The organism is Mesorhizobium sp. P2_A12 (genome assembly GCF_056405075.1).
The window spans coordinates 396,583-422,195 of the sequence record NZ_JBFUCU010000012.1 but is presented as its reverse complement, the minus strand read 5'-3'; the positions used below and the strand labels follow the sequence as shown (position 1 = coordinate 422,195).

Here is a 25,613-nt window from a genome sequence, read left to right as displayed (position 1 = left end):
GCCGTTTCCTGGCCCTCATGCTGGATTGGCCTTTCCGCCTGATGGTTGCCGGCAGTTGCAACACCGATTCGCCTGGATCCGCTGCGCTCGCGTGAATGACGCTCAAATCAGTTGCAGCGCTGTAGGCTCAAAGTTCTGCGAAACCGCGGGGATACAAGCCGAGTATCGATTACGCGCCGACAGCAATCTCCTGGATGAAATCCAGAAGCGCCCGGACCTTCGCCGGCGGGAGGTGGCGCGAGGGATGATAGGCATAGAGCGGATAGAGTTCCTCCGACCATTCCGGCAGGATCTGAACAAGCTCACCTCGCGACAGTAGTGGCGCCAACCCGATCGCGAGGCTCTGGAAAATGCCTTGACCGGCCAGGCAAGCGGCGATCGCGACCGAAGGGTCATCCATCACCAGACGACTGGAGACCTTGACCTCCTTGACCTCCCCGCCGCGCCGGAACTCCCAGGGAAAGGGCAGGCCGGTCTGGGGATCGCGGAACAGAAGCGCTTCGTGATTGACGAGATCATCGGGTGATCGCGGCTCGCCGTGCTTTTCCAGATAGGCCGGAGCGGCGACCGTCAGGATGCGGGTCTCCAGCAGCTTGCGCACGATGAGGGATGACTCGTCGGGAGGCCCGAACCGTACCGCCACGTCGACGCCGGCCATCATCTCCTGGCGATAGTTGCTGGTCAGGAAATCGACCGACAGCAGAGGATAGCGGACCAGAAACGCCTGCAGCTTCGATGCCAGCACCATACGCGCGAACCACGGGTCGACGGAGATGCGCAGCCGACCGCGCACGACCGCCGCCGCGCCCGCGGCCTCGGCGGCCGCCTCATCCAGCCCAGCCAGAAGCGGCATCACCTGCGCGTGGAAGCGGCGGCCTTCCTCGGTGAGGCTGACCTCGCGTGGATTGCGATCGAAAAGCCGAACACCGACCCGCGCTTCCAGGCGCGCGACGGCCCGGCTCACCGCTGACGGCGTCAGGCCGAGCATCTCCGCGGCGCGGGCGAAATTCCCTGCCTCCGTTACTGCTGCCAGGACACCGACACCGGTCAGAAGCCGTGTATCGAAAACCATTCGATCTCCCTTCGCCCTGCAGGTCTCCGCCGGAGCCTAACGCGATGAGCAGTGAATCTGAGTCACTTTAACACTGATCGTTATGCGCGTGAATCACGTCATGGCACGACTTACAAGGGTGACGTCCTGGCAACGCCGGGGCGAACGGCCGAGCAAATCGGATTTCCTTCGATCCGAAAAGGAGTTAGCCATGGACCACCTCACACGCAGGACGATGCTTCAGCGCGGCGGAATGCTGGGAGCCATTCTGGCTCTCGATACGGTCAGCCCCGCTTTGGCCAGAACATCGGCTGCCGGTTCGTCTATGCGGTTCAAGGCGATCGACGCCGCCTTGCGGGAAGGCGTCTCAAAGAACGACGTGGCCGGTGTCATCGCCGTCGCGGCGACGCCGAAAGGCATTGTCTACGAGGGTGCCTTCGGCAAGGCGAACGTCGCAACGGGCGCACCGATGACGCTCGACACGGTGTTCTGGCTGCTGTCGATGACCAAGGCCTTCACCGCGGCCGCCTGCATGCAACTGATCGAGCAGGGCCGCCTGCATCTGGATGACGACGCGGCGAAATACCTGCCTGAACTGGCCGCGCCGCAGGTTCTCGACGGCTTTGCCGAGGACGGAACGCCGCGACTGCGGCCGGCCAGGCGTGCGATCAAGGTGCGCCATCTGCTGACGCATACCTCCGGCTACACCTACTCGATCTGGAGCGAGGCTCTGACCCGCTACGAGAAGGTGACGGGCATGCCCGACATCGCGACCTGCAAAAATGCTGCCTTCGCGGCTCCGCTCGAATTCGAGCCTGGCGAGCGGTGGGAATACGGCATCAGCATGGACTGGGTCGGCAAGCTGGTCGAGGCGGTGTCGGATCAGTCGCTCGAGATCTACTTTCGCGAGAATATCTTCGCGCCGCTCGGCATGAAGGATTCAGGCTTTCTGATCGGGGCCGGGCAGAAGTGGCGCGTCGCTACCTTCCACAATCGCCGCGCGGACGGCGGACTGGAGCCGGCGCCCTTCGAGATGCCGCAGCGGCCGGAGTTCTTCATGGGCGGTGGCGGTGCTTTCTCGACGCCGCGAGACTATTTGGCGTTCCTGCAGGCGCTGCTGAACGGAGGCGCGCTGCATGGGGTCCGGATCCTGCGTCAGGAGACGGTCGCCATGATGATGCAGAACCAGATCGGCGAGTTGAACGTCCAGCAGATGCGCTCGGCGCAGCCGGCCTATTCCCGCAGCTTCGACCAGTTCCCGGAACAGCCGCATAAATGGGGCCTGTCTTTCGACATCAACACGCAGCTGGGGCCGAACGGGCGCTCCGCCGGCAGCATCTCCTGGGCAGGCCTGCTCAACTGCTACTTCTGGCTCGACCCGGTGAAGCACGTCACCGGCGCGCTGTTCACCCAGGTCCTGCCCTTTTTCGACGAGCGGGTCGTCGCGCTCTATGGCGCGTTCGAGCGCGGTCTTTACCGCGGGCTCGATCGCACCTGATCCGCTGCCCCACACAAACGAGAGATTGGAAAACGAAGATGTATGCCATCACCGGAATTACTGGAAAAGTCGGCGGCGCGCTCGGCCGCGCCTTGCTGGAAGAGGGCCGGCCTGTCCGCGCCGTGGTCAGGGACGCCAACAAAGGCGAAGAATGGGCGGCGCGCGGCTGCGAGGTCGCGCTTGCCGGACTTGAGGACGCCGCGGCGCTGACGGCTGCGTTCGCCGGCACTGACGGGGTCTTCATCCTGCCGCCATCGGAGTTCGACCCTGAGCCCGGCTATCCCGAGGCGCGCAAGGTCATCGACGCCATCGTCGAAGGGCTTAAGGCCGCGAAGCCGGGCAGAGTGCTTTGCCTGTCGACGATCGGAGCCGATGCAGCGCAGGACAATCTCTTGTCGCAGCGCACGATGCTGGAAGAGGCGCTCTCGGCATTGCCGCTGCCGGTGACCTTCCTGAGACCGGGCTGGTTCCTCGAAAACGCAATGTGGGATGTCGCCTCCGCACGCGACACAGGTGTTATCTCGAGTTTCCTCATGCCTGCCGACAAGACGTTCGCGATGGTCGCGACGAGTGATGTGGGGCGGGTTGCGTCGGAACTGATCCAGGAGCATTGGACGGGCAGGCGCGTGGTCGAACTCGAAGGCCCGCGCCGTGTCTCGCCCAACGACCTGGCGACAGCCTTCGCCAAGGCGTTGGGACGGCCGGTACGGGTCGAAACAGTACCCCGAAACACTTGGGAGGGCCTGTTCCGCTCCCAAGGCATGAAAAATCCGGGGCCGCGCATGCGGATGCTGGATGGCTTCAACGAGGGTTGGATCGACTTCGCCGATGAAGGCGCAAGTGCTGTCAAGGGACGCATTGGCCCCGAAGAAATTATCGCGACGCTTTGTTCAACGTGAGAGTCGAGAGCAACGCCGCCAGGCCACGCCCGGCGGCATCTTCCTAGACTGCTGTTTTTGGGTCGCGTTCCCTACGGTGTCCCCGCCTTTTGGAGCGCGTCGGCCATTTGGTCGATCTTGCCGGCAAGGACGCCCTCGGCCCAATCCGTGACATCGGCGTCGACCGGCTTGTTGGCCATGTCCGTCAGCGCCGCGTCGAGCGATGCCTGATCGGTGCCGACCGTTGCCGCGTCAGCAGCCGCCTGGGCCTGAGCGGCCGTCGTGTTGTCGGCGGCGACAACGGCCTGCTGAGCAGTGATCTGATCGTTCAGGTCCTGGATTTGTTCAGGCGTGGCGGACGGGTCCGCCTGCAGCGTGGTCATTTGCGCATTCAGGGCATTCAGCTTATCCTGGGCGTCGGCCGCTACGGCGGCCGCCTCGTCAGCCGCGATCTGGGCGTTCTTGGCTATCGCGGACTGCGTCACGAAGGCCTGAATGCCGGCGAACTTCTTGCTCTTGGAGTTCATGTAGGCGTTGATGTTGCGCTGCAGCGAGTTCAGCCGGCCAAGCTTGGCATGGATGTTCTTGTCCTTGTGCACGGACTTCGTATTGACCGTGGTGTCGGTCGTTGTGTCCGTTACCGCCTTGGCCGCCCGCCCCGGAGCCGACGCAGACTTGCCATGCGAAGCCCCGCTCTTGCCGTTGCCGCCGGCGTGGCCGTGCCCGTTGCCGTTGCCTCCACCATTGCCGCCAGCGTTGCCACCGCCGTTGCCGTGCCCGTTTCCGGCGAGCGCCGGAGACGCCAGAAGCGCCAATGCGGCGAGCGCCGCGAACAGAGTTTTTCGGTTTGTCATGATATCTCCTCCTTGAGGAACCTCCGCCCAACCGCTAGAGCAGCGTCATATGAGGATTCACTAATCGTGCGCAATAAACTTTAGACAAATGCGGTTTCAATGCGCGAGCCTGACAACCAACGAACTCAATAACCATTTGATATTACAATATTAATCAACGCTGTGAGACCGTCGCGGCACTGAAGTCCCATACCGGCCAGACCATGGTCCTAGTCTGCCCACCAGCGGCACGGTAACAGTCGTTGAGCGGTTGTCGGAAAGGCGTTGAAACAAGGGAAGTCGGTGGGTGCGATCCAGTGCGGCGCCACCCGACGCGTCACGCGCGAACGCCTGGCTTTCTCGCTGCGTACACGACTTCGCCAGCGTACAGGTCATCGCATTAGATCAGCAGCAGGCCCTTCATGCTGGAATAGCCTTTGCGCCCGATGATGATGTGGTCATGCACGGCGATGCCCAGCCGCTTGGCCGCGTCGACGATCTCCTTCGTCATCTCGATGTCGGCGCGCGATGGCGTCGGATCGCCTGACGGATGGTTGTGCACCAGAATGATCGCGGTCGCCGAGAGGTCGAGCGCGCGCTTGATCACCTCGCGTGGGTAGACAGGCGTGTGGTCGACGGTGCCGACCTGTTGCACCTCGTCGGCGATCAGCGCGTTCTTCTTGTCGAGGAACAGGATGCGGAACTGCTCGCGCTCCTCGAACGCCATTGCCGAGCGGCAATAGTCGAGAAGCTGCGTCCATGAGGAGAGGACCTCGCGGCCATGGACCTCGCCGCGTGCCATGCGCTGCGCGGTCGCCGCGACGACCTTTAGGTCGAGCGCCACCGCGGGGCCGATGCCCTTGACCTCCTGCAGCAACGCAATCGGCGCGCCAAGCACTTCGGCCAGCGTGCCGAAGCGCGCCAGCAGCGCCTTGGCGACCGGTTTGGTGTCGGCGCGAGGGATCAGGCGAAAGAGCAGAAGTTCCAGCAGTTCGTAGTCGGGCAGGGCGTCCGGACCGGCCGCGGCAAAGCGCTCGCGCAAGCGGTCGCGATGGCCGAGATAGTGGGGCTTTTCCTCGCTCGGCTCTTCCTTGCTCGACTTGGCCTTCGCAAGAGGCTGGATCGGCCTTTGCGGAAAGAACCCTCGCTCGTCGTCACTTGCGTTCCCCATATGCCGCCCACACTCCTTTGGCGCGGACATTAAAACGGTTCTGGCTTGGATTGAAACCGTTCTGTTCCGCAAGTGTGGAACGACCCACGGCGACATTCCGCGACACGGTACCCCGTAGGCCTCAGGTGTTGCTACCCTTTGGTAGCGGGTGCTGGAGGCACTGGCAAAATGATCTCGGAGGCGACCTTCCAATCCTTCCCGACTCTTATCCAATTCATAGTCATTAGGAATGGCTTGGGTGTTCCGTCCTGCCCCGCATAGGAGACCGTGATATTCATGGGGACATAGGACTCCGCAATATCTCGCGTCAGACCGACGACTTTCAGCTTCGAATAGTCTGGCTGGAGCACGACGGGGCCGGAGGTGCCGATGTCGTGCAGCTTCTGATCGATCGCCTCGTTGCCCCAGAAGCCAGCCCAGTTTCCCTCAGAGGGGATAGCGCTTTTGGCGACAAGGAGGGCCGAGGGAGATTGCCAGAACATCTCGTGCAGAGCCTTGAAGTCGTGCCGGTTGGCCAGATCCATGAGCTTGCCGAACTCTGATTTGATCGTGTTCAAGGTCTGAGCGTTGAGCGGCTCCCTTTCGGCGTTGGGAGCAGCCGCGAGAGATCCGCCGGAAACGGTCAAGGCGATGGCCGCGGCGAACAATGTCTTGCGCATCTTGGCATTCCTTTGTGCGTTCGATGTCGGTGTCGTCGGGTGCAGTGATCTTACGGGTGCTTTTTGGCAGTGTTGGCCGCACCCCACAGCGAGCCCGGGTTGACGTGATTGGGATAGAGTTCGAGCATCGCGTCGTAGAGCTGCCGCGCGGTCGTCGTGGCAGCGTTCAGCCGATCGAAATCGCGCAGATATTGTCGCGTCTCGGCGATGATGCGAGGATTATCGTCGTTCTCCGGCACCTTGTGCCCGGCGATCACTGCGCTCGGCTTCAGCGCTTCCAGCTTGTCAAGGGTTTCGATCCACTCGATCCGGCTCTGTGCATCGGTCTCGCCAAGATATGGATGGATGCCGTTGTATACGGCATCCCCGCCGACGATGAGGCCGATTGAAGGGACGTGTAGGCAGGTTGAGTGGGCGGTGTCGGTCCGCCCAGCATTCACCACGACGAGTTTGTGTCCCTCCAGTTGCAGTTCGTTGTTTTCGAGCGGCTCGGCGACGAGCAGGCGCTCGGGAATCTCGCCTGGGAAAAGCCGCCTCCAGAAGTCATCCAGCCAGGCCGGCGAGAGATTGTCGTGCATGGCCGTGACCACCTCGGGCACCGCGAGAGCGCTTGCCTGAGGGAAGCGCTCCAGAAGCGGCGCGAGGCCGAAGAAATGGTCGCCGTGCCCATGCGTCACATAAATGGCAGTGAGGTTCTTGCCGCTCGCGACCACCCAGTCCACCAAGGTCTGTGACTGCTCGGTCGTGAGAAAGGTATCCACCAGGACGGCGTCTCGTTCGCCGTAGATGAGCGTCGACGAATTCGCGACCCACATCAGGTTTTCCTTGCCGGGCGGCAGACCGCGACCGAGGCCACGACGCTTTATGGTAAGGGTTTTCCATTGAAGCTTGGAGGGGGTGCCTGTTGCATTCATCATTGGAGCTTTCTCATGGTTGTGAGGTTGCGACAAAGGCCTGCGCAAAACGTTCGATCCCAAGCGAGCAATCCAAACAGTTCGCTTGACATAATGCCCTCGCCCAATCACAATTAACAGTGACCGGTCATAATTAATTAGTCAATAGGGTTTGCATATGGAATCTCGCCTAGCCGCCAAAAGGGGCCCGAAGCCGAACCCGGCCACTCGCCGCAATCTCGTCGAGGCGGGCCTGCGAATGATTCATGCCGAGGGATATGCCGCTACAGGCGTCCAGGGGATCGTCGAGAGCGCCAATGTTCCCAAGGGCTCGTTCTACAATCATTTTCCCAGCAAGGAGGCGTTCGGCGCGGAGGTGATCGACGCCTACTTCGATCGCAACGAGAACAAGTTGCTCGCCACCTTCGGCAACGCGGGCGCTGCGCCGCTGGCGCGCTTAGAAGCCTATTTCGACGACCGGATCGAAGCGTTTAGAACTCTCGGTTACGCGAAGGGATGCCTGCTCGGAAATCTCAGCGCCGAGGTGGCCGACCATAGCCCGCTCGTGCGGGAGCGCCTTGCCGGCTATTTCGATGCCTGGAGCCGATTCCTAGAGAATTGCATTGCCGAGGCACAGGAACAGGGAGCGGTCGCCAGCGCGATTCCGGCGGCCGTGCTGGGGCGCTTCGTTCTAAACAGCTGGGAGGGCGCACTGCTGCGTATGCGCGCCGAAAAGAGCGACGCTCCCTTGATCGAGTTCAAGCAGGTCGTCTTTGGCAGACTTCTCAGCTGATGCGGCCGTGATTAACACACTCGACCGGACCGATGGACGCGGCTCCTAGGCCGGCAGGCCGGGGCGGTCGAGCTTGTTGGGCGACAGCGTGAAGATCTCGCAGCCGGTGTCGGTAACGCCGATCGTGTGCTCGTATTGCGCCGACAGCGAGCGGTCGCGTGTCACCGCCGTCCAGCCATCCGACAGCACCTTCACATGCGGCCGGCCGAGATTGATCATCGGCTCGACGGTGAAGATCATGCCGGGACGCATCTCGACGCCCTCATTGGCGCTGCCATAGTGCAGGATGTTCGGCGCGTCGTGGAAGAGCTGGCCGACGCCGTGGCCGCAGAAGTCGCGCACCACCGAGCAGCGCTCGGCCTCGGCATAAGTCTGGATGGCGGCGCCGATGGCGCCGGTGCGGGCGCCGGGCCTGATCGCCGCAATGCCGCGCATCAGGCATTCATGGGTGACCTCGAGCAAACGCTCGGCGGCCCGCTTGATCGTGCCGACCGGGTACATGCGCGAGGAATCACCGTGCCAGCCGTCGAGGATGTAGGTGACGTCGATGTTGACGATGTCGCCATCCTTGAGCGGCTTGTTGTCGGGAATGCCATGGCAGACGACATGGTTTATCGAGGTGCAGGACGACTTCGTGTAGCCGCGATAATTGAGCGTTGCCGGCAGCGCGCCGTGATCCATGCCGAATTCGAAGACGAAGCGGTCGATGGTTTCGGTGGTGACGCCGGGCTCGACCATCGGCACCAGCTCGTCGAGGCAGCGCGCCGTGAGATCGCATGCCTTGCGCATGCCGGCAAAGCCTTCCTCGCCATAGAGGCGGATCTGGCCGGTGTTTCTGAGTGGTGCCGTGGCGGCGTCGAGATAGGTGACCATTTTGTCCGTGTAGCCAGGTAGGCCCTGCGAGAGGCCGACGTGAAAATCTCCCCAGATTTGGCACTTGGTGGCAAAAGGTTCAAGGACGAACTGCTTGATGCAGCCGCGCACCTCGGGATATTCGCCCTGTATCAGGTGATGTCTTGTCGGTTTTCGCGGGCTTGCTTTCCTTTCCGCCCATCGTGCGTTAGGGCGGGTGATGTTTTCGAGACCGGGTCCCTTCATGGCGGCCAAGCGCACCAGATTGCTCGAAGCGCCGCTGACGACAGCCTGCTCATGCCTGATGGGCATGGTGCTGCTGGCGATGCTGTGCCTCAGCCGCCCGGACGTGCCAACCTTCGCGGGTGCTGCATCGGGCGGCGCCAGCATCGGCCTGGAGCGGTCTGGAGAAGCAGCGGCGCTGCTGCGTGTCACCGGCAAGGCGCATGCGCTGGAGGTTCGCGCCGGGCGGCCGGCTGTGGTCAAGTTCGCCAGCGGCCATTCCGCTTTGCCGGTTGTCGACGCCGTCTTTGCTTGGCTTGAGCAGACTTCGCCGAAAGCGGCTGTTTCGGAATACGAGGCGCCCCCGAGCCCCAGGGCAAATGCCCATCAGCCGCGCGCACCGCCGGCCATTGCGGCCTGAGCGGTCTAGGACCGCAGCTTCACCCCAGACCTTTCCCTGTTCGCGTCGTGACCGTGCGGCGGCTGTCGGCCGCGCACCGGTCGCGCGGCGCGTCGTTTCCGGAACCATTTCAATGCAACAACGCATCAAGACCTTCAAAACCCTGTCGCGCGCTGCCTCGGCTGCCGCGTTTCTCTCCGTCCAGGCGCTCATCTGCATCGGAACCGTCTATTGGGCGGTTGCCGAGACGCTCGGCCTGTCGGCAATGGCGGCACTTGGTCTGGGCGGCATCTTCGCCGTGCCGACCGTATTTGTGCTGATCACCGCCACCCGCATGGCTTTCGACGCTGAGACGGATCCGGCGAACCAGTAAGCCTGGCGGCCCTTGGCGCGGTCGCGATCACAAAGGGGTCGCGACCGCAGTGACGACACATTTCTGCGCCAAAGGCGGTCGAAGCAACTTTTGACGACGAACAGCGTTGGGACGCCGGTTCGGGAGATAGGGACATGGACAGACTGCAATTCGAGGTTCCGGTGCGCATAGCACCCGCGCCCGGCCTGCCAGTCGAGGAGATCTACAGCGTCGAACAGGCGCTCGATATTCTTCAGGGCTGGCCTGTGCGCCGTCAGGGCCCGATCTATCAGAAGGCGTTCAACGCCTGCTTTGGCGCCACGGTGGACGTGGTCAAGACCGAAGACGCCTGCCGGGCGTTCATGGCGTTTTGTCGTGCAAGCGGACTGATGGCCAAGGACATGATGATGCCGCGCAAGCGTGGCGGCGAGCCGAGAACGCTGCAGGCTTGAGGCCCGTCCACCGTTTTCACCTGTCCCGATTGAAATGCCGACGATCGCGTTTGAACGGGCACGGCGATGCCGTGGATCTGGACGCCTCAATGCCAGCGCCGTTAAGCTTCCGTTTCCACATTCGCGGCTACGCCATTGCTTGTTCAGCAATGGTTGATTCGTTGCGTCAGTTCATGGTTCGGAAGATGTCTCCAGAAAAAGTCCGCGCATTCCCGATCGATCGTCAAATGTTCTTGGTGAGAGAAGTCGCCGCCAAACTCGACCATCTGCATGGCGATACCGCCACTTCGTTCTGGAGGGCCAAGGCGTCGGAGTTGCTCGATCTCGTTGTCGGATCCGGCAGAGACAATATAGCGGCCAGCGATGAAGTGCGCAGATTCTTCCTTGCGGTACAGCGGGAGATGTCGGCCAGAGCGGCCGCCGCCGGGTCGACACCAATTCTTTCCGCTTGAAGTCCGGCCTTCCGGCAAGCAGGGGCACAGGTAACTCGCTGCGCAGTTGCCCTGTTAGCAAATGGTAAACTATCTCCGGGCGCGAGCTCTTTGCTCACCTAGCTATCCTGTGCGCATTGATTAGCCAACAAACAGCTTGTTTTGGAAGCGAATAGATCACTGCTCAAAAATGAACCGAACTTTTTAGCCCTTCGTTCATATATGCATGTTTTCTAATCTATTTCATGACCCTCAGTTGCTTTACCCGAATTCGGCTTAGAGCGAACGGCTTTTGCCGGGGTACGAACGCAAATGTCGCCACCATCTTCGCCCTGACCTTGCCGATCGTCGTCGGTGCTGCAGGCTTCGGGGTGGAGACCTCCTACTGGTACTACAACAGCCTGAGATTGCAGGCGACCGCCGACGCCGCTGCCTATGCCGGCGCGCTCGAACAGATCTCAGGTTCCGACAAGCCGACGATCGTCGCGGCCGCCACCCAGTCGGCGGCATCAAACGGGCTGGGCTCCGGCACGATCGTCGTCAATACGCCACCAGCCTCTGGGCCGAACACGGCGAAGAAGGCGGTCGAGGTCATCGTCGGCCAGAACCTCGACCGGATGTTCACCTCGCTCTTCACGCAGGGCCAGGTACCCGAACAGGCGAGGGCGGTGGCGCTTATCACCAACGCCTCGAAGGCCTGCGTGCTCGCGCTCGATCCATCCGCTTCGCAGGCAGCGCTGTTTTCCGGCAACACCAGCGTCAAGCTCATCGGCTGCTCGGTGATGGCCAATTCGATCGCGTCTGACGCCATCAAGGTTCAGGGCTCGGCTGCGCTCCAGGCCGATTGCCTGATAACAGCGGGTGGCGTGTCTCTCAACAATCCCGTCACGTCCGTCTGCGCGGCCCCGATCACCCAGGCGTTGCCCGCCGCCGATCCATTTGCCGACCTGCCGGCGCCGGCAACCTCGAACCCGTGCCAGAACGCCAACAAGTCGACACTGAAACCCGGCACCTACTGCAACGGGCTCAGCCTCAGCGGCACAGTGACGTTACAGCCCGGCGTCTATGTCATCCAGAGTGGCGATTTCAAAGTGAATGCGAACGCCAACGTCACCGGTGATGGCGTCACCATTTACCTCGCCGGCTCCTCGCGCGTGTCGATGAACGGCAACGCCAACGTTTCCCTGAGCGCGCCGACGTCAGGCACTTATTCCGGCGTGCTGATGTATGGTGACAGAACGAGCATAGGCGGACAGAGCACCTTCAATGGCACGGCGACTTCGCTGCTGACGGGCGCGCTTTATTTCCCCAAGCAGCAGGTCAACTATCTCGGCAACTTCTCCGGCCAGAACGGGTGCACCCAGGTCGTTGCGGACATGATCCAATGGTCCGGCAACTCAACCATCAATCAGGATTGCACGAGCCTCGGAATGCGCGACATTCCGGCCACGCAGTCCGTGGCACTGGTCGAGTAGCCGCCATGGAACGCCGATCCATGCCGATGCTGCGCGATGATGCGGGGGTTGCCGCCGTCGAGTTCGCGATGGTCCTGCCCTTCCTGTGTGTGGCGCTGCTCGGCATCGCCGATGGCTGGTCCTATATGACGAACTCGATGTCGATGCGCGCCGGCGTGAAGACTGCCGCAAACCTGATCCTGGGAGGATCGACCAATGATACGGCGACCCAGGCTGTTGCCATTTCGAGCTGGGAGGGGCGGCCGGCGGATGGCCAGGTCACGCTAAGCCGGATTTACATGTGCGGGACGACCGTGGTCGATGCTTCCGCCTTGTGCAGTGGGCCGAAGGTGCCATCCGTCTATGTTCAGATCCAGGCATCGGCCACCTGGGTGCCGCCCTTCACCTTCGGCGTCTTTTCCGGCTCCAGCGTCATCGGCCACTCGGAGGTGATCCGTGTCCGCTAGGGCAGGCGCATTCAGTCGGGATCGATCGGGTGGCACCGGGTTGGAATTCGCGCTGATCGCGCCCTTTCTCATCATGCTGCTGTTTGGCATCTTCGCCTTCGGCTGGGCGATGAACTCGGTGTCCAGCGTTCGCTATACGTTGGAGACATCATCGCGCTCGCTGCAGCTTCAGAACACATTGACCCAGGCCGACATCCAATCCATCGCCACACAGAAATTGCAGGCCCTGGGTTTGAAGGATGTGAACGTCACGATCGCCATCGATCCGGTGAGCGGCGGCTTCCGCATGGCGCATCTGACCGCCACCTATGCCTTCGTCATCAACTTCCCCTACTTCAGCGATTTCCCGATCAACTACGCGACCACGGTTACAGTGCCGCTGGTCGGCAGTTAGGCGAGTAGTCTGCCTGGCTATGGGCTTTTGGCGTGACGCAAGACGGGTACGATTCTCAGGGCTATTGCGCACGCGATTGATTGGTGTCACAGCGGCGAGCAGCACGATACCGACTTCAACGAGCAGCAGACGACAAACATACGCCTTGCGCAGCAGATCGTTCAAACACTGCGGGTGATCTGATGAAAATTCCCGATGAGAATAGTGAAGCCCGCTGCCTCTCTGGTGGCGGGCCTTCCGCATGGTAAGTCTCGCAACAGCCATGGCAGATACCATCATGTCCTCACCAAAGGAGGGAGCTATGGTTTCGGCTATTGCAAGTCAGCATCGGCAGGTACCTGACGTTCAACTGAAAGCGACAAAGCCAGAAACAGGCGAAGGATTCGCGCCAGGCAAGAGCGCCGACAGCGTAGGACATCGCGCCAAGGCAATGGTTGCCGAAACAGGCGACAGAGATCCTAACTCGCAGGGTGGCGCTGCATCGAGAATCGCCAGAATGGACATCACTGTGTTGACACCGCCGCCCGAAGAAACGCTTGCAGAGTAAAACTAGGCTGGGGGCGGCCACCATCATGACTGGGGCCGGATCATTCCCCAAACCTACAAGTCGCCGCCGGTAAGCTCAAACACGATTGGTTCGCCCCGGAAATCAGAGTAGCGGATCCAGCGGGGCAGAATTGTGAATAGTTGTGCCCCTTGCTTCAGAAACTCTGCTTCAAGCGGACAGTTCGCTATGTGAACATCCCTTAACCGCTGTTCTTCGTCAGCCTTGGCAGGCCGGGCCCGGCCCTCAATTTGAACGGTGACGTTTTCGTCTAATCCCCGCATATCCCATCGCCAGGCGCAGCGTGAACCAACGCCCATTGTGCACTTTCGCTTGATTGAAAGTCTCACTCTCCTGGCGGAGTTGCTCGCGGGCGCGCGCGTAGGTCATTCATCCGCGTCCAGTGCCTCGCCTTCGGCAATCGAGCGAGCAATGTTCCGTTTCGTACCCTCCAATATCGCCTTGTACAGCGGATAGGCGGGCGACAGGCGCGACAGCATCGTGAGTATGGCGGCCGCTTCGTCGAGCGTCCGGACATCGCGTGGCATCGGCTCCCCCGGCGTTCCGGACCAGCCTCCCGACATGGCCGCCGCGCTGAGCTGTCCGACCGCATCTTTGACCAATTGTGCTTCTACTGCCTTGCAACGTCCAAGATAGAGCTCGATGAAGCCGCGATACTTGAAGACGAAGGAGTGGTGGCTGTGGCGCAGGATATAGCCGATCCAGCGCAAATCCCAGGTCGCCGCCCGATCGAGCATCGTGCCGAAGAACTCGACCACCTGCGCACTGTCGAGCTTGAACATCGCCGCGAAGGCAATGCCGATCTGATATCGTCCCCAAGCGTCAGTGTCGTCGTGCTGGCGTAGCCACAACCAGGAACGTTCAAGAATGTCGCTGACGGCGGGCGACTCCTGAAGCGCCAAGTGGCCGTGACGATGCGAATAGCTGATCGCGCGGAAATCCTTTGGCGCCTTCTCACTGGAACCTAGATCAACGCGGGCGAGGAGGAACTCAGTCACCAGCACCCCATAGCGCTTCGCAAGGCCGGCTAGCAGCTCACCGGCCCAATAGTCGTCCAACCGAGGCAGTGCCCTCATCCGATCGAGTAGAAGGCGAGCATCCTCCTCGCGCAAATGATCGAGGAGAACCGACCGCCTACTGCAAAGCAGCGTGCAGACGGTTTCGAACAGGTGCGGCATGCGATCGAATGCAACTGCCAGCGAAAGAGCGATCGTCTCGCGCTCGTCCAGATCGCGCCAGGAGCGCAGCGCCGTGACTGCGATAGAGACAATCAAGGGATCCTGAGCGCCGAGTGCTTTGCGCAGTAGTCCGACATCGGCCGCGGTCGGCTTGCGTCTGAGGCCGATGAAGGCGCGCGCGCCCCCTGATCGGATCATTGGCTCGGGAGACGCTAGCATCTGCGCGATCAAGGCGCGCCCCTCTTCGGGACTGGTGTCGAGCTGTGCGCCGACGGCGTAGCCCAGAAAGTCACGGAGGCGGAAATCTGGTTCGGCGAGCGAGCGGTCGATAATCTGGCGGCCGATGGCGGGATCGGCGTCAATCAACTTGTCGACCAGTTGGTTGCTGGGAAAGGTGGAAATGCCCGCCGCCTCAACCGCGTCACGATACGCGAGGAACACCGCGCATAGCGCGCGCCGATCTGGATAGGCAGTGAGCAGTTCCGTGACGAAGCCGCCCAGCCATTCGCGGTCCTCATCCCAGTCGGCATAGCACATCTGACCAACGAAGCTGTAATCGGCGCCTTCCGCAAGCGCGGCGTGAAAGCGGAAATCGAGATCGCTAGGGATCGTAGCGAAGATGCGGCGGACTTGGTCGCCAAGGGCACCCTCATCATACTGAGCGTGCCAAGCGAGGGACTTCACCAAACCGATTACCGTCGTTGGGGCGAGCGTGCCGCCGGCGATCAGTTCTCCGACTTTGCCGATCGTCTGGCTGAACTCGACCTCGTATTGGGGCAGCAGGTCCTCGGGTGCGGGGGTATTGAGCAAGCCGCGGGGCGAGCGCACTGCATCGCTCAGAAAAGCCGCGGCCCGATAAGCGATCCGTGGGTCTCTGGCGTTGAGCAGCGTGATGATCTTCTCAACTAGGCGCGCACGTAAATGGGCCACCACCTTATAATCGACGAAGAAAGGCGACATCGAGATGCCGCGGCCTGTCGACGTAGTGGTGAAGCCCTCGCCACTCAGAAGCGGCGCCAGCACATCGAAAGGCGTGTAGCGGCCGGTCCAAGCCTCGGGATCGTGGAGAAGCTCGAAGCCAAATTCGCCGACCTCCTCGACGAAGGTGAGCGGCTTTTGGGTATCATAGCCGACAAGCTCGGCGAGCGTTCGGATCGGATGGCTCGGATGCGGATTTAGTTCGCGACTGTCATTCTGGCCCAACTCCCAGAGCAACCGCAATGCATCGCGAAGATGATCTGGACTGAACGCAACGCGTCGGAGAATTGTGCTGAACCCGTCCAGCACGCGGCCTTGCTCAATCTGAGCCTGTACGAATTCTAGCGCTTGGCCAGGCTGGTAGTAAGCCACCTCCTGGACCGCTTGGATTCGCGAATCGTGCTTGTTCTCGATCGTGCGCAGCTTGCGCCAGATCGGCTCGAGAAGATCGCTCTCGGATGGGTCACCTTCCATCCGTCGCCAGTCCATGCGGCCGAGGTTGACCAATACCTGGGTCAGGCGATTTCCTTCTACGGAATCAGCGACAGCTAAGGCGAAGGGGGTTAGACGCTTGTCCGCACCGATGCAGCTTTCCTCGATCAGGAAATCGCCGAGCAGGTCTGGCATCAGGCGATAGAGCTGCCCACGTTTGTATATCACGCCGCCTTCTATAAGCATCTTGAGCGCACGGCTGACGTCGGCGGCAACAAAGCCTGGCCGCGTCGCCTCGACCAGTTCGGCCACGCGGCGGTCATCGATATGGAAGGGCTGGATAATTGCCAGTAGTTCAAGCACGGCCCGCAGCAATGCCGCATCGGCGGGCGCGCCAAGTTGGCCGGTGATAACGTGAGTGAAGCGCGAAAGAATGACCCGCCGCAATTCCCGCTCGCCGCGCGCAAGCTCGGGCACAACGCCCTCGCGAACAACGACACGAGCCGCCATCGTTGCCACTAGCGGGCTATCCGCGGCCATCACGAGAATCTCGTCGGCCCATTCTGGATCGCCCTCGAACTCTTTCAACACCTCGACGACAAGGGCGCGGAGTGCAGCCTTCTCAAGGCGCTCAAGCCTCACGGTCGAAGGATCAACGATGCGATAAAGCGCAAGTTCGTTGCGAATACGCTGCTCGGCATAAGGGCGTGTCACGATCAGCAGCCGCGTCTTGTGGCGCGGATTGACTGCATGTTCGATCAGCAGCTTCAGGCCTTCGCGATCATGGGCATCGTCAACAACTAGGAGTTTGCGACCCGTACCTAACGCCTCAAGGCTCGCGGCGTCGGGCTCCTGCGACGTGGATAGGAGGCGGATCGCTACCCCCTTATTCGTGGCCCCGAAGCGCTGAATCGCCTCTTTGAGGAGGCGGGTCTTGCCCATGCCGCCAGGTCCGATGAGAAGCGCAAACGGCATGTCGTCTTGCTGGAGCGCCTTGACCAGTGTGGCGATTTCTTCCTCCCGGCCAACCAGCGACCAGTCATGGCTGAAGACTGCGCCGCGCCCCTTGAATGGTGCGAAATAGTCCTCCGCCGTGAGCCAAGGCCCGGGTTCGCTTCGACCGAGAAGTGCCATTCTCTGGCCGCGAAAATAGATGTCAACTAAGCGCTCTTGAATTTCGACGGGGAGCGACCGAATTTTGCGTGTCAGGTCCTGCTTATCCCACAACGTCCACCCGCTGTGTGCCTGCACCGCCTCGGCCGCCGCGGGACTTGCGATCTTGCTGAGTACGAGAAACGCGCGCTCCGCATCGACGCTATGATAGGCAATTGCCTTGTCGATCTCTGCCTTTCCGAATCGCTCGACACGCTTGCACTGAAAGCTCCATTTACGCCCGTCCGGAAAACGCGCGATAATGTCGGTCCCCTGCTGCGTATGCCCGCGCGCGCCCTGAACCCTAACGTCTGCGCTTGGCTGCAGCGACTGGACGACATCGGCGACGAACTGTTCAAAGGTTGCCGGATCGAGAGCATCAACTGGAAACTGCGTTGAAAGGCTGGCACTGACTGGGCTGCCATAGCCAGCAAGCTGCATAAGCGATCCCACATCATCATGGATTAATAAGGCAAGTGCAGGAATCTGCGTTACAGTTGGGCGATGTGTCCCCGCTTCCCAGCGGCTAACCGCCTGCTGCCTGAAGCCGAGTTCGGCTGCGAACTCCGCTTGGGTTAAGCCGAGCGCCGAGCGTCCCTCGACTATTTTTCCGGCGAGCGCTACGTACGGCTGGGAGAGAATTGGCGCGGATTTGATCATTCTCACACACTAAATGAGTGTCCCGCTGATAGCAACTCATTAAATGTGTGCGATTGTACGGCTTCCCGCCCCAGGGAGTTTCGGTACAGCCGAGAACCAAGACGACAGCAGACCATTCGTAGTTAGTGATCGGTCGGGGTTTCGCCCCAGAGAGGGAACGGTCGGAAACCGAAGCCTTTAGGACCCGTGACCGGTGAGCATATTACCCTAGAGTTACCCGGCAGGCTGCTTTTGCCATGTCGCTCGCCGGTAAATAGCTATTATTGTTTGGTAATATTGGTACGCCCAAGGGGAATCGAACCCCTGTTACCGCCGTGAAAGGGCGGTGTCCTAACCGCTAGACGATGGGCGCGCTCAGACGAAGCGGCTTATACTGGCGTTGTGCCCAACCGGCAACCCGTCAGGTGCCGCCTTGGACAACTTTTTTCCAGCCTGCCAAAACAGGGATGTTGTCGCGTCAGGCAAGGCGCCGGTGTGCTGCCAATCATGCGGAGTGGCGGCCCTGCCAAAGTGGGCAAGGGTAAGGGAGGGAAGACTTTGGTCTGGGCAGGGCGCATGCCTTGGCGATCAGCGGATACGCCTATCGCTTCGTTATCCACGGGCGGAGCAAGGAGTGAAGCGATGCGACGCAGACACCGCCGCGCGGCGAAATTAGCCGTCGCCGCCGCCGCTGCGCCTACGGCAGCGCCAGTTCCAGTCGCGCTCGGGGCCGACGTCGACGTGGACGGATTCGGTGTGGCAGTAGGTGCCGACGCCGCCGCGGCCGGGCATGCTTCTGATGTAGTTCGCCAGCTCCCATTTGGAAACGCCGGGGACCTGGATGTCGGCGGCGGCGCAATACATGTGCAGCGAGTTCTTGGCGCCGTTGGCGCGGCGGTTGCGGGCCGGGTCGCGATAGCCTGAGGTCACCGTCATCTTGCGGCCGTAGTGGCCTTCGATCGTCTTCAGCACGCGAACCAGCGATGGCTTCAGGCAAGCCACATCGACGCTCTCGTTCTGCTTGAGCAAGCCGTTGGGCGCCAACCGGGCCATGCCGGCGGCGGACGCAACCTGATAGGAGCCGCCGATTGGACCCTCGTCCTCGTTGAGGTCGACGTCGCTCTCGTCGTCGAGGCCGGATTTGCGCTTTATTTCGAACAGGGCTGTCTGGCGCACGCCTGGCAGCGCATCGCTACCGGTGATGTGGCCGCTCTCGCCGCCGGTCGAGGCCAGCTGCAGCGGCTTTGCCGTGGAATCAGCCGAGGCCAGCGTGATAATCGGTTTTACCGCTGCCGGCGCCGGCTTGGCCTGCGCCGCGGGCTGGTCGCCCGACCTCGTGTTGATGAGCGGCGAAGGCGCGGCCGAGGCGGGCGTGGCGCCAAACATCGAAGCCAGAAAGCCTTTTTTCTTCGGCGCGTCGGCCTGCGGCATCTCGCCTGCCGTCACGTAGACCGCATTGTCCGTCACTGGCGCGGCAGCTGGCTTCGGCGCGTTCACGCCGGCATCGGCGGCGGCAATCTGCTGGGCAACCGCGTCGTTCTGCTGCGCCGTCTGCGCCGGCTGCTGCAGGGACTGCGGGGTTTGTCCCGCGATCGTCTCGGTGCCAGCCGGCGTGGTCAGCGGAAAGGCGGCCTGCGGCTTGGCCACGGGCACATAGGCGACCTTTTCAGGGAGTGCCGTATCGCTTGCCGTCATCACGGTCGTTTGCTCGGTCGTGGTCTGCGTCGAATCGACGACGGTGGTCGACTTGCCATTCGAGGCAGCGCTTATGTCCGATGCGGTGGCATTGTAGCCGGGCATTCCAACCGACATCGTCGGGTCGCCGGCCGAGGTGCAGGAGGCCAGAAGCAGGGAGCAGAGCGCTGCCACGACGGCGCGGCGTTCTCCCTTTGCGAGGCTCCATCCTGCTGATTTCAAAGTCAAATTCCCCCTCGATGTCCGGTCGGTATATCCTTGGCGCGGCCCTGATATCGGTGCCAAGTGACCGTTGTCTCCGATCCGGAAACGAGACCTGTGTCAAATCCGCAAGCCTGGAAGTATTTTTGCAGTTATTGCCGAATTACGGCCGCGCGGTGGTTGACGACACCATTTCGCCCGCTTTTGACGGTCCGTCAACTCACCAGACATTACAGTCCGTTACACACGCACTTTCACATAGGTGCCGGGGGCATCGCCCAAGGTTTTCATATGCTTGCCAGGTTTGCGGGCCGGCACGCGGGTGTTGTCCTTGGCCTCTATCCAGCTTTGCCAGTGCGGCCACCACGATCCGGGATGGTCGGTGGCCTTGGCGATCCACTCGCCGAAATCGCCCGTCGGCGTCCCTCCGGTCCAGTACTGGTATTTGTTGGATGCCGGCGGATTGACGACCCCGGCGATATGGCCCGACCCCGCCATGACGTATTCGACCTTGCCGCCGAAATATTTCGAGCCGAGGAACACCGAAAGCGCCGGCGCGATGTGATCTTCCTTGGAAGCGAGGTTGTAGATCGGGATGGTGATATCGCCGAGCGAGACCGTGTGGCCCGCCAGTTCCATCATGCCTTGCGAGAGGTTGTTCTCGAGGTAGCAGTTGCGCAGGTAGAACGAATGATTGGCCGCGCCCATGCGAGTCGAATCGGCATTCCAGTAAAGCAGGTCGAAGGGCAGGGGATCCTTGCCGCGCATGTAGTTGTTGACGACATAGGGCCAGATCAGGTCGCCCGAACGCAGCATGTTGAAGGCGGTCGCCATCTTGGTGCCGTCGAGGTAGCCCTTTTCGCTCATCGACTTTTCCACCGCCGCGACCTGCTCTTCGTCGACGAACACTTTCAGGTCGCCGGCATAGGTGAAGTCGACCTGCGTGGTGAAGAAGGTGGCGGACTTGATGCGGTCGTCGCCTTCCCGCGCCATCAGCGCCAGTGCCGCCGCCAAAAGCGTGCCGCCGACGCAATAGCCGATCGCGTTGACGTCCCGTTCGCCGGTGGCTTTCTCGACCATGTCGAGGCCGTATTGCAGGCCCTCGCGGATATAGGCTTCCCAGCCCTTGGCGCCGTGGCGCTCGTCCGGGTTGATCCAGGAGATGACGAACACGGTGTGGCCTTGTTCGATCGCCCAGCGGATGAAGGATTTCTGCGGGTTGAGGTCGAGGATGTAGAACTTGTTGATCCATGGCGGGCAGATCAGCAGCGGCCGCTTGAGCACCGTCTCGGTCGCCGGATCGTACTGGATGATCTCCGCGACATCGCTGCGGCCAACCACCTTGCCGGGGGTGGTGGCGATGTTCCTGCCGATCTCGAAGGGCGAGTAGTCGGCCTGGCGCAGCTTCAGGTCGCCCTTGCCGGCGGCGATGTCCTCGGCCAGCATCTTCATGCCGCGCACCAGGTTCTCGCCGTTCGAGGCCACGGTTTCGCGAAACAGTTCCGGATTGGTCAGGATGAAATTCGACGGCGAGATGGCGTTGGCCACCTGCTTGACGTAGAAGCCGGCCTTGTGGCGGGTGTGCTCGTCCAGACCGTCGGCGTGCTCGACCAGATCGGCCGCCCAGCGCGAGGTGACGAGATAGGCCTGCTTTAGAAAATCGAAGAAGGCGTTGCGGCCCCATTCGGGATCGAGGAAGCGCTTGTCGCCACGTTCGGGCTTCACGGCATCTTCGGTGGCTTCCGCGGCATTGCTGGTGCGCTGAATGGCGTTGGCCCAGACAGTCATGTAGCCGGAGAACAGCCGCGTCTGCGCCTCCAGCGCGCGCTGCGGATCGGACAGCCAGTATTCGCTGAGCTTGGAAAAGGTCTTCACCATGTCGACCACAGGCTCGGCGACGTGATCGCGCACATCGCCTTTTTCGCGCGGCTCGGCCCATGCGGAGGCCGCTTTGCCGGCTTGCTCGATCATGCGCGCCATGTTCAGGGCGAAGCGTTCCGGGTCCTTCACCAGATATTGCTCGACGGTCGAAGGCTCGTCATCTTCCGCTTTGCCCGAATCGGGTGTCTTGGACATGGTTCGCGGGGTTCCTCCCGAAGCGTTTTCTTGACATATTAACATGGGACATCCGACGGGGTCCAATCTCGCTCTACCGCGGCTGCCAAGGAAACAATATGACGATTAACATTGGCGAGACTGTTTTTTTCTGTGCTGGACGTTTTTGCCGCATCGGGGCGGCAATCGTCCTCATTGGGATTGCCGGCTGCTCCAGCACCAGCGGCCCGGCGCCTGTGACGGGGGCGAAAGATACCGGCACGTTTCCGAACCTGAACATCAAGCCGCAGGTGGCAGCGCCGCAGTTCACCGATGCCGAGAAGAACGCCAAGCTTGCGCAATTAAAGGCGGATGAGAGCGCGCAGGCGGCAAAAAACGGCAAGCCCGACGTGGCCGACCAGGCGGCGCTGACGGAGCTTGCCAAAAAGCATGGCGACGAAACGCTGAAGCAGATCGAAGGCAAATGCGATCCCGCCCTCGACCCTACCTGCAAATAAGTATATAGCGCGCGCCCAAAGCCCTTAGATATCTGGCCCCTTTGCTGTCTGGAACTGCCATGGAAGAATTTCACAAGGTTCGCCGGCTTCCGCCCTACGTCTTCGAGCAGGTCAACCGGCTCAAGGCCAGCGCCCGTTCGCGCGGCGCCGACATCATCGACCTCGGCATGGGCAATCCGGATTTGCCGACACCCAAGGCCATTGTCGACAAATTGTGCGAGGTCGTGCGCGATCCGCGTACGCACCGTTATTCCTCGTCGCGCGGCATTCCGGGCCTGCGCCGCGCCCAGGCCGCGTACTATAGCAGGCGCTTCGGCGTGAAGCTGAACCCCGACACGCAGGTGGTGGCGACGCTCGGCTCGAAAGAGGGCTTCGCCAACATGGCGCAGGCGATCACCGCGCCTGGCGACGTGATCCTGTGCCCCAATCCGACCTATCCGATCCACGCCTTCGGCTTCATCATGTCGGGCGGCGTCATCCGCTCGCTGCAGGTCGAGCCTGACGACGGCTTCATCCCGGCGCTCGAGCGCGGGGTGCGTCACTCGATCCCGAAGCCGCTGGCGCTGATCCTCAACTATCCGTCGAACCCGACGGCACTGGTCGCTTCGCTCGATTTCTACAAGGACGTCGTCGCCTTCGCCAAGAAGAACGACATCATCATCCTGTCCGACCTTGCCTATTCGGAGATCTATTTCGACGGCAATCCGCCGCCGTCAGTGCTGCAGGTGCCGGGCGCGATCGAGGTCTGTGTCGAATTCACCTCGATGTCCAAGACCTTCTCCATGCCCGGCTGGCGCATGGGCTTTGCGGTCGGCAACGAACGGCTGATCTCGGCGCTGACCAGGGTGAAATCCTATCTCGACTACGGCGCCTTCACGCCGATCCAGGTGGCGGCGGCGCACGCGCTCAACGGCGACGGCGCCGACATTGCCGAGGTGCGCGACATCTACCACAAGCGCCGCGACGTGATGGTCGATGCCTTCGGCCGCGCCGGCTGGACCATTCCGGCCCCCGCGGCATCGATGTTTGCCTGGGCCCCGATCCCGGAGCCGTTCCGTCATCTCGGCTCGCTCGAATTCTCCAAGCTGCTCATCGAACACGCCGACGTGGCGGTGGCGCCCGGTGTCGGCTTCGGCGAACATGGCGACGATTTCGTGCGCGTGGCGCTGGTCGAGAATGAGCACCGGATCCGGCAGGCGGCGCGCAACATCAAGCGCTTCCTGTCGGCCAGCGCCAAGCAACCCAACAATGTGGTGCCGCTTTCCGCTCACCGGTAAGTTTGCCGCAGACAATTTCGATCTGACTTGAGGGACGTCGCCGGCCATGGCTGAAGCATTGCGTGTTGGAATTGCCGGTCTTGGCACGGTTGGCGCGTCTGTGGCGCGCGTGCTGCGCGACAAGGCGGCGGAACTGACCCGGCAATGCGGGCGCGACATCGTCGTCACCGCGGTTTCCGCGCGCGACCAGAAACGCGACCGCGGCGTCGATGTCAGCTCGGCAAAGTGGTTCGACGATCCGGTCAAGATGGCGCAGACAGCCGATATCGACGTGTTCGTCGAACTGATCGGCGGCGACGAGGGGCCGGCGCGGTCGTCGGTGAAGGCGGCACTCGAAGCCAGCCGTCATGTCGTCACCGCCAACAAGGCGCTGCTGGCCAAGCATGGCGTGGCGTTGGCCGAGATCGCCGAGAAGCGCGGCGTACTGCTCAACTACGAGGCGGCGGTAGCGGGCGGCATTCCCGTCATCAAGACCATGCGCGAGGCGATGGCCGGCAATTCGGTCAACCGCGTGTTCGGCATCCTCAATGGCACCTGCAACTACATCCTGACCCGCATGGAGGCCGAGGGCATCTCGTTCGACGCCTGCCTGAAGGACGCGCAGCGGCTCGGCTATGCCGAGGCCGATCCGACTTTCGACATCGAGGGCCACGACACCGCGCACAAGCTGTCGATCCTGACCAGTCTTGCCTTCGGCACAAAAATCGCAGCCAACGACATCTACATGGAAGGTATTTCCAACATCACCCAGGCCGACATCCGTGCGGCCGGCGATCTCGGCTACCGGATCAAGCTGCTGGGCGTTGCCCAGCGCACTGACAGCGGCATCGAGCAGCGCGTGCACCCGACCATGGTACCGACCGCCTCGGTCATCGCGCAGGTGCACGGCGTCACCAATGCAGTGGCGATCGAGACCGACATATTGGGCGAACTGCTGCTCTCCGGCCCCGGCGCCGGAGGCAACGCCACGGCCTCGGCCGTCATCGGCGACATCGCCGACATCGCCAAGAGCCGGCCCGGCTTCCAGCACGGTCCGGTCTTCGGCCGGCCGGCGAAGGAGCTGAAACCCTACAAGAAGGCGCAGATGCGCAGCCATGCCGGCGGCTACTTCATCAGGCTGACCGTGCATGACCGCATCGGCGTCTTTGCCGCGATCGCCAAGCGCATGGCCGACAACGACATTTCGCTGGAATCGATCGTCCAGCACGCGGTCAACGGCGAGGCGGCGGCGCAGAAGACAGTGATCCTGGTGACGCACGAGACCACCGAGGCCGCCGTGCGCAAGGCCGTGGATGGCATCACCAAGGATGGCCATCTGACCGACAAGCCGCAGGTCATCCGCATCGAGCGGGCAGGGTAGCTTCCCTCTTCAGGTCGCCGCGCGGGACAGAAATCCCGCCGGTATTGCGCGTCGATCTGGTGGCAAGCTGCCACGATCGACCGGAACGAATTCACGTGGGCGCCGTTCTCTTGGTCAGCAACCAAAGGAACCGCTTCATGGCCGACACCACCAAGTCCGACAACCCGCACATCGACGACATCCAGAAGACGCTGGAAAAGCAGATCGCCGAACTGCGCAAGGAGATCACCAAGATCAACAAGAGCATTTCGGCGCGGAGCGCGGAAATGCTCGATGACGCCAGCGAGCAGGCTTCGGATTTGTACGATACAGCCGCGGCTCGCGCGTCGCGAACAGCACAGCAGTTGCGCAGCCAGGCGCAGGCGGTGTCGGATGTCGCGCGCGAAAATCCCGGTACGACGACGGCCGTGATCGGCGTGATCGGCCTGCTGGGCTTTCTGGCCGGCCTCGCCATTGGCCAGTCGATGAACGACAACTCGCGCCGCTGGTATTGATCGCGTCGCACCGAAGCCGGCCTTGCCGGCTCATTTCATCTTTTCAGCACATCATTGCCAGGAGGGCACCATGGCTTCATCGATGTTGATCAGCATCCTGATCACGTTCCTCGTCATCATCCTCGTTCTCTATCTGGTTCAGCGCCTGCCGCTGGACGCCCGGATGAGACAGATCGCCCAGATCATCGTCATCATCATCGGCATCATTTCACTGCTCAAATACCTTGCGGTTTTCTAGGCCGCAGCGGCGCGATTTTCCACTTTACAAGCCGGCCCGGTTCTTTACGACC

General features: G+C 61.8%; 25 protein-coding genes and 1 tRNA gene. 16 read left to right on the top strand and 10 right to left on the bottom strand.

Features of this window, described 5'->3' with window-relative positions:
- Window positions 1-169: 169 nt before the first annotated feature.
- Window positions 170-1,072: a LysR family transcriptional regulator gene (locus AC1DZU_RS24550; protein WP_477289135.1), complete on the bottom strand. Its 903-nt coding sequence runs from the start codon at window positions 1,070-1,072 to the stop codon at window positions 170-172.
- Between the two features lie 190 nt (window positions 1,073-1,262).
- Between AC1DZU_RS24550 and AC1DZU_RS24545 the strand changes: the two genes are divergently transcribed.
- Entirely contained in the window at window positions 1,263-2,549 is a 1,287-nt protein-coding gene (locus tag AC1DZU_RS24545) for a serine hydrolase domain-containing protein (RefSeq protein ID WP_477289133.1), read from the top strand.
- Window positions 2,550-2,587: 38 nt separating this feature from the next.
- Window positions 2,588-3,448 (top strand): NmrA family NAD(P)-binding protein, encoded by an 861-nt coding sequence (locus AC1DZU_RS24540; RefSeq protein ID WP_477289131.1) that lies wholly within the window; start codon window positions 2,588-2,590, stop codon window positions 3,446-3,448.
- Window positions 3,449-3,519: 71 nt separating this feature from the next.
- Here AC1DZU_RS24540 and AC1DZU_RS24535 read toward each other — a convergent pair whose 3' ends face one another.
- From AC1DZU_RS24535 to AC1DZU_RS24520, 4 genes are all read right to left on the bottom strand, one after another.
- Window positions 3,520-4,281: a hypothetical protein gene (locus AC1DZU_RS24535; protein ID WP_477289129.1), complete on the bottom strand. Its 762-nt coding sequence runs from the start codon at window positions 4,279-4,281 to the stop codon at window positions 3,520-3,522.
- Window positions 4,282-4,660: 379 nt separating this feature from the next.
- Window positions 4,661-5,431 carry a RadC family protein gene (gene radC, locus AC1DZU_RS24530; RefSeq protein ID WP_477289127.1) on the bottom strand — a complete coding sequence of 257 codons (771 nt, stop codon included), beginning with the start codon at window positions 5,429-5,431 and terminating at the stop codon, window positions 4,661-4,663.
- A gap of 131 nt (window positions 5,432-5,562) precedes the next feature.
- Window positions 5,563-6,090, bottom strand: coding sequence for a hypothetical protein (locus AC1DZU_RS24525; protein WP_477289125.1), 528 nt, complete (start codon window positions 6,088-6,090; stop codon window positions 5,563-5,565).
- Between the two features lie 50 nt (window positions 6,091-6,140).
- Complete coding sequence (locus AC1DZU_RS24520) at window positions 6,141-7,007, bottom strand: MBL fold metallo-hydrolase (protein WP_477289123.1); 867 nt, start codon at window positions 7,005-7,007, stop codon at window positions 6,141-6,143.
- Between the two features lie 154 nt (window positions 7,008-7,161).
- Here AC1DZU_RS24520 and AC1DZU_RS24515 point away from each other — a divergent pair, with 154 nt between their 5' ends.
- Window positions 7,162-7,776, top strand: a complete 615-nt coding sequence (locus AC1DZU_RS24515) for a TetR/AcrR family transcriptional regulator (RefSeq protein ID WP_477289121.1) — start codon at window positions 7,162-7,164, stop codon at window positions 7,774-7,776.
- Window positions 7,777-7,821: 45 nt separating this feature from the next.
- On the opposite strand, the gene map is transcribed toward AC1DZU_RS24515, so the two are convergent.
- Window positions 7,822-8,649 carry a type I methionyl aminopeptidase gene (gene map / locus AC1DZU_RS24510; RefSeq protein ID WP_184873795.1) on the bottom strand — a complete coding sequence of 276 codons (828 nt, stop codon included), beginning with the start codon at window positions 8,647-8,649 and terminating at the stop codon, window positions 7,822-7,824.
- A 223-nt stretch (window positions 8,650-8,872) separates the two neighbouring features.
- Here map and AC1DZU_RS24505 point away from each other — a divergent pair, with 223 nt between their 5' ends.
- The 8 genes from AC1DZU_RS24505 to AC1DZU_RS24470 all read left to right on the top strand — a co-directional run bounded on the left by AC1DZU_RS24505 (window position 8,873) and on the right by AC1DZU_RS24470 (window position 13,347).
- On the top strand, window positions 8,873-9,271 hold the full coding sequence (locus AC1DZU_RS24505; protein ID WP_477289120.1) for a hypothetical protein: 399 nt from the start codon (window positions 8,873-8,875) through the stop codon (window positions 9,269-9,271).
- A gap of 112 nt (window positions 9,272-9,383) precedes the next feature.
- Window positions 9,384-9,623, top strand: a complete 240-nt coding sequence (locus tag AC1DZU_RS24500) for a hypothetical protein (RefSeq protein ID WP_477289118.1) — start codon at window positions 9,384-9,386, stop codon at window positions 9,621-9,623.
- A gap of 134 nt (window positions 9,624-9,757) precedes the next feature.
- Window positions 9,758-10,054, top strand: a complete 297-nt coding sequence (locus AC1DZU_RS24495; protein WP_477289116.1) for a DUF982 domain-containing protein — start codon at window positions 9,758-9,760, stop codon at window positions 10,052-10,054.
- A 71-nt stretch (window positions 10,055-10,125) separates the two neighbouring features.
- Window positions 10,126-10,506, top strand: coding sequence for a DUF6074 family protein (locus tag AC1DZU_RS24490; RefSeq protein WP_477289114.1), 381 nt, complete (start codon window positions 10,126-10,128; stop codon window positions 10,504-10,506).
- Between the two features lie 224 nt (window positions 10,507-10,730).
- A complete protein-coding gene (locus tag AC1DZU_RS24485; protein WP_477289112.1) occupies window positions 10,731-11,960 on the top strand; it encodes a pilus assembly protein TadG-related protein in 1,230 nt (409 codons plus the stop codon).
- Window positions 11,961-11,965: 5 nt separating this feature from the next.
- Window positions 11,966-12,406, top strand: a complete 441-nt coding sequence (locus tag AC1DZU_RS24480) for a TadE/TadG family type IV pilus assembly protein (RefSeq protein WP_477289110.1) — start codon at window positions 11,966-11,968, stop codon at window positions 12,404-12,406.
- Window positions 12,396-12,800, top strand: a complete 405-nt coding sequence (locus AC1DZU_RS24475; RefSeq protein WP_477289108.1) for a TadE/TadG family type IV pilus assembly protein — start codon at window positions 12,396-12,398, stop codon at window positions 12,798-12,800. Before AC1DZU_RS24480 ends, AC1DZU_RS24475 begins: the two co-directional genes overlap by 11 nt.
- A gap of 262 nt (window positions 12,801-13,062) precedes the next feature.
- Entirely contained in the window at window positions 13,063-13,347 is a 285-nt protein-coding gene (locus tag AC1DZU_RS24470; RefSeq protein ID WP_477289106.1) for a hypothetical protein, read from the top strand.
- A gap of 383 nt (window positions 13,348-13,730) precedes the next feature.
- Here the strand turns inward: AC1DZU_RS24470 and AC1DZU_RS24465 are convergent, their stop codons facing one another.
- The 4 genes from AC1DZU_RS24465 to phaC all read right to left on the bottom strand — a co-directional run bounded on the left by AC1DZU_RS24465 (window position 13,731) and on the right by phaC (window position 21,716).
- Window positions 13,731-17,765: a restriction endonuclease gene (locus AC1DZU_RS24465; RefSeq protein ID WP_477289104.1), complete on the bottom strand. Its 4,035-nt coding sequence runs from the start codon at window positions 17,763-17,765 to the stop codon at window positions 13,731-13,733.
- A 277-nt stretch (window positions 17,766-18,042) separates the two neighbouring features.
- Window positions 18,043-18,117 (bottom strand) — tRNA-Glu (locus AC1DZU_RS24460).
- Window positions 18,118-18,416: 299 nt separating this feature from the next.
- Window positions 18,417-19,667: a YcbK family protein gene (locus AC1DZU_RS24455; RefSeq protein WP_477289102.1), complete on the bottom strand. Its 1,251-nt coding sequence runs from the start codon at window positions 19,665-19,667 to the stop codon at window positions 18,417-18,419.
- 213 nt (window positions 19,668-19,880) lie between these two features.
- Window positions 19,881-21,716 carry a class I poly(R)-hydroxyalkanoic acid synthase gene (gene phaC, locus AC1DZU_RS24450; RefSeq protein ID WP_095087830.1) on the bottom strand — a complete coding sequence of 612 codons (1,836 nt, stop codon included), beginning with the start codon at window positions 21,714-21,716 and terminating at the stop codon, window positions 19,881-19,883.
- A gap of 98 nt (window positions 21,717-21,814) precedes the next feature.
- On the opposite strand from phaC, the gene AC1DZU_RS24445 reads away from it, so the two are divergent.
- From AC1DZU_RS24445 to AC1DZU_RS24425, 5 genes are all read left to right on the top strand, one after another.
- Window positions 21,815-22,192 carry a hypothetical protein gene (locus tag AC1DZU_RS24445; protein ID WP_477289100.1) on the top strand — a complete coding sequence of 126 codons (378 nt, stop codon included), beginning with the start codon at window positions 21,815-21,817 and terminating at the stop codon, window positions 22,190-22,192.
- A 59-nt stretch (window positions 22,193-22,251) separates the two neighbouring features.
- The gene (locus AC1DZU_RS24440; RefSeq protein WP_477289098.1) at window positions 22,252-23,469 is read left to right on the top strand and encodes an LL-diaminopimelate aminotransferase; all 1,218 of its coding nucleotides are present in this window, start codon (window positions 22,252-22,254) and stop codon (window positions 23,467-23,469) included.
- Between the two features lie 46 nt (window positions 23,470-23,515).
- Window positions 23,516-24,829: a homoserine dehydrogenase gene (locus AC1DZU_RS24435; RefSeq protein WP_477289096.1), complete on the top strand. Its 1,314-nt coding sequence runs from the start codon at window positions 23,516-23,518 to the stop codon at window positions 24,827-24,829.
- Window positions 24,830-24,966: 137 nt separating this feature from the next.
- On the top strand, window positions 24,967-25,323 hold the full coding sequence (locus AC1DZU_RS24430; protein ID WP_477289094.1) for a hypothetical protein: 357 nt from the start codon (window positions 24,967-24,969) through the stop codon (window positions 25,321-25,323).
- 70 nt (window positions 25,324-25,393) lie between these two features.
- The gene (locus AC1DZU_RS24425) at window positions 25,394-25,561 is read left to right on the top strand and encodes a Thivi_2564 family membrane protein (RefSeq protein ID WP_095087838.1); all 168 of its coding nucleotides are present in this window, start codon (window positions 25,394-25,396) and stop codon (window positions 25,559-25,561) included.
- The last annotated feature ends 52 nt before the right edge of the window (window positions 25,562-25,613 follow it).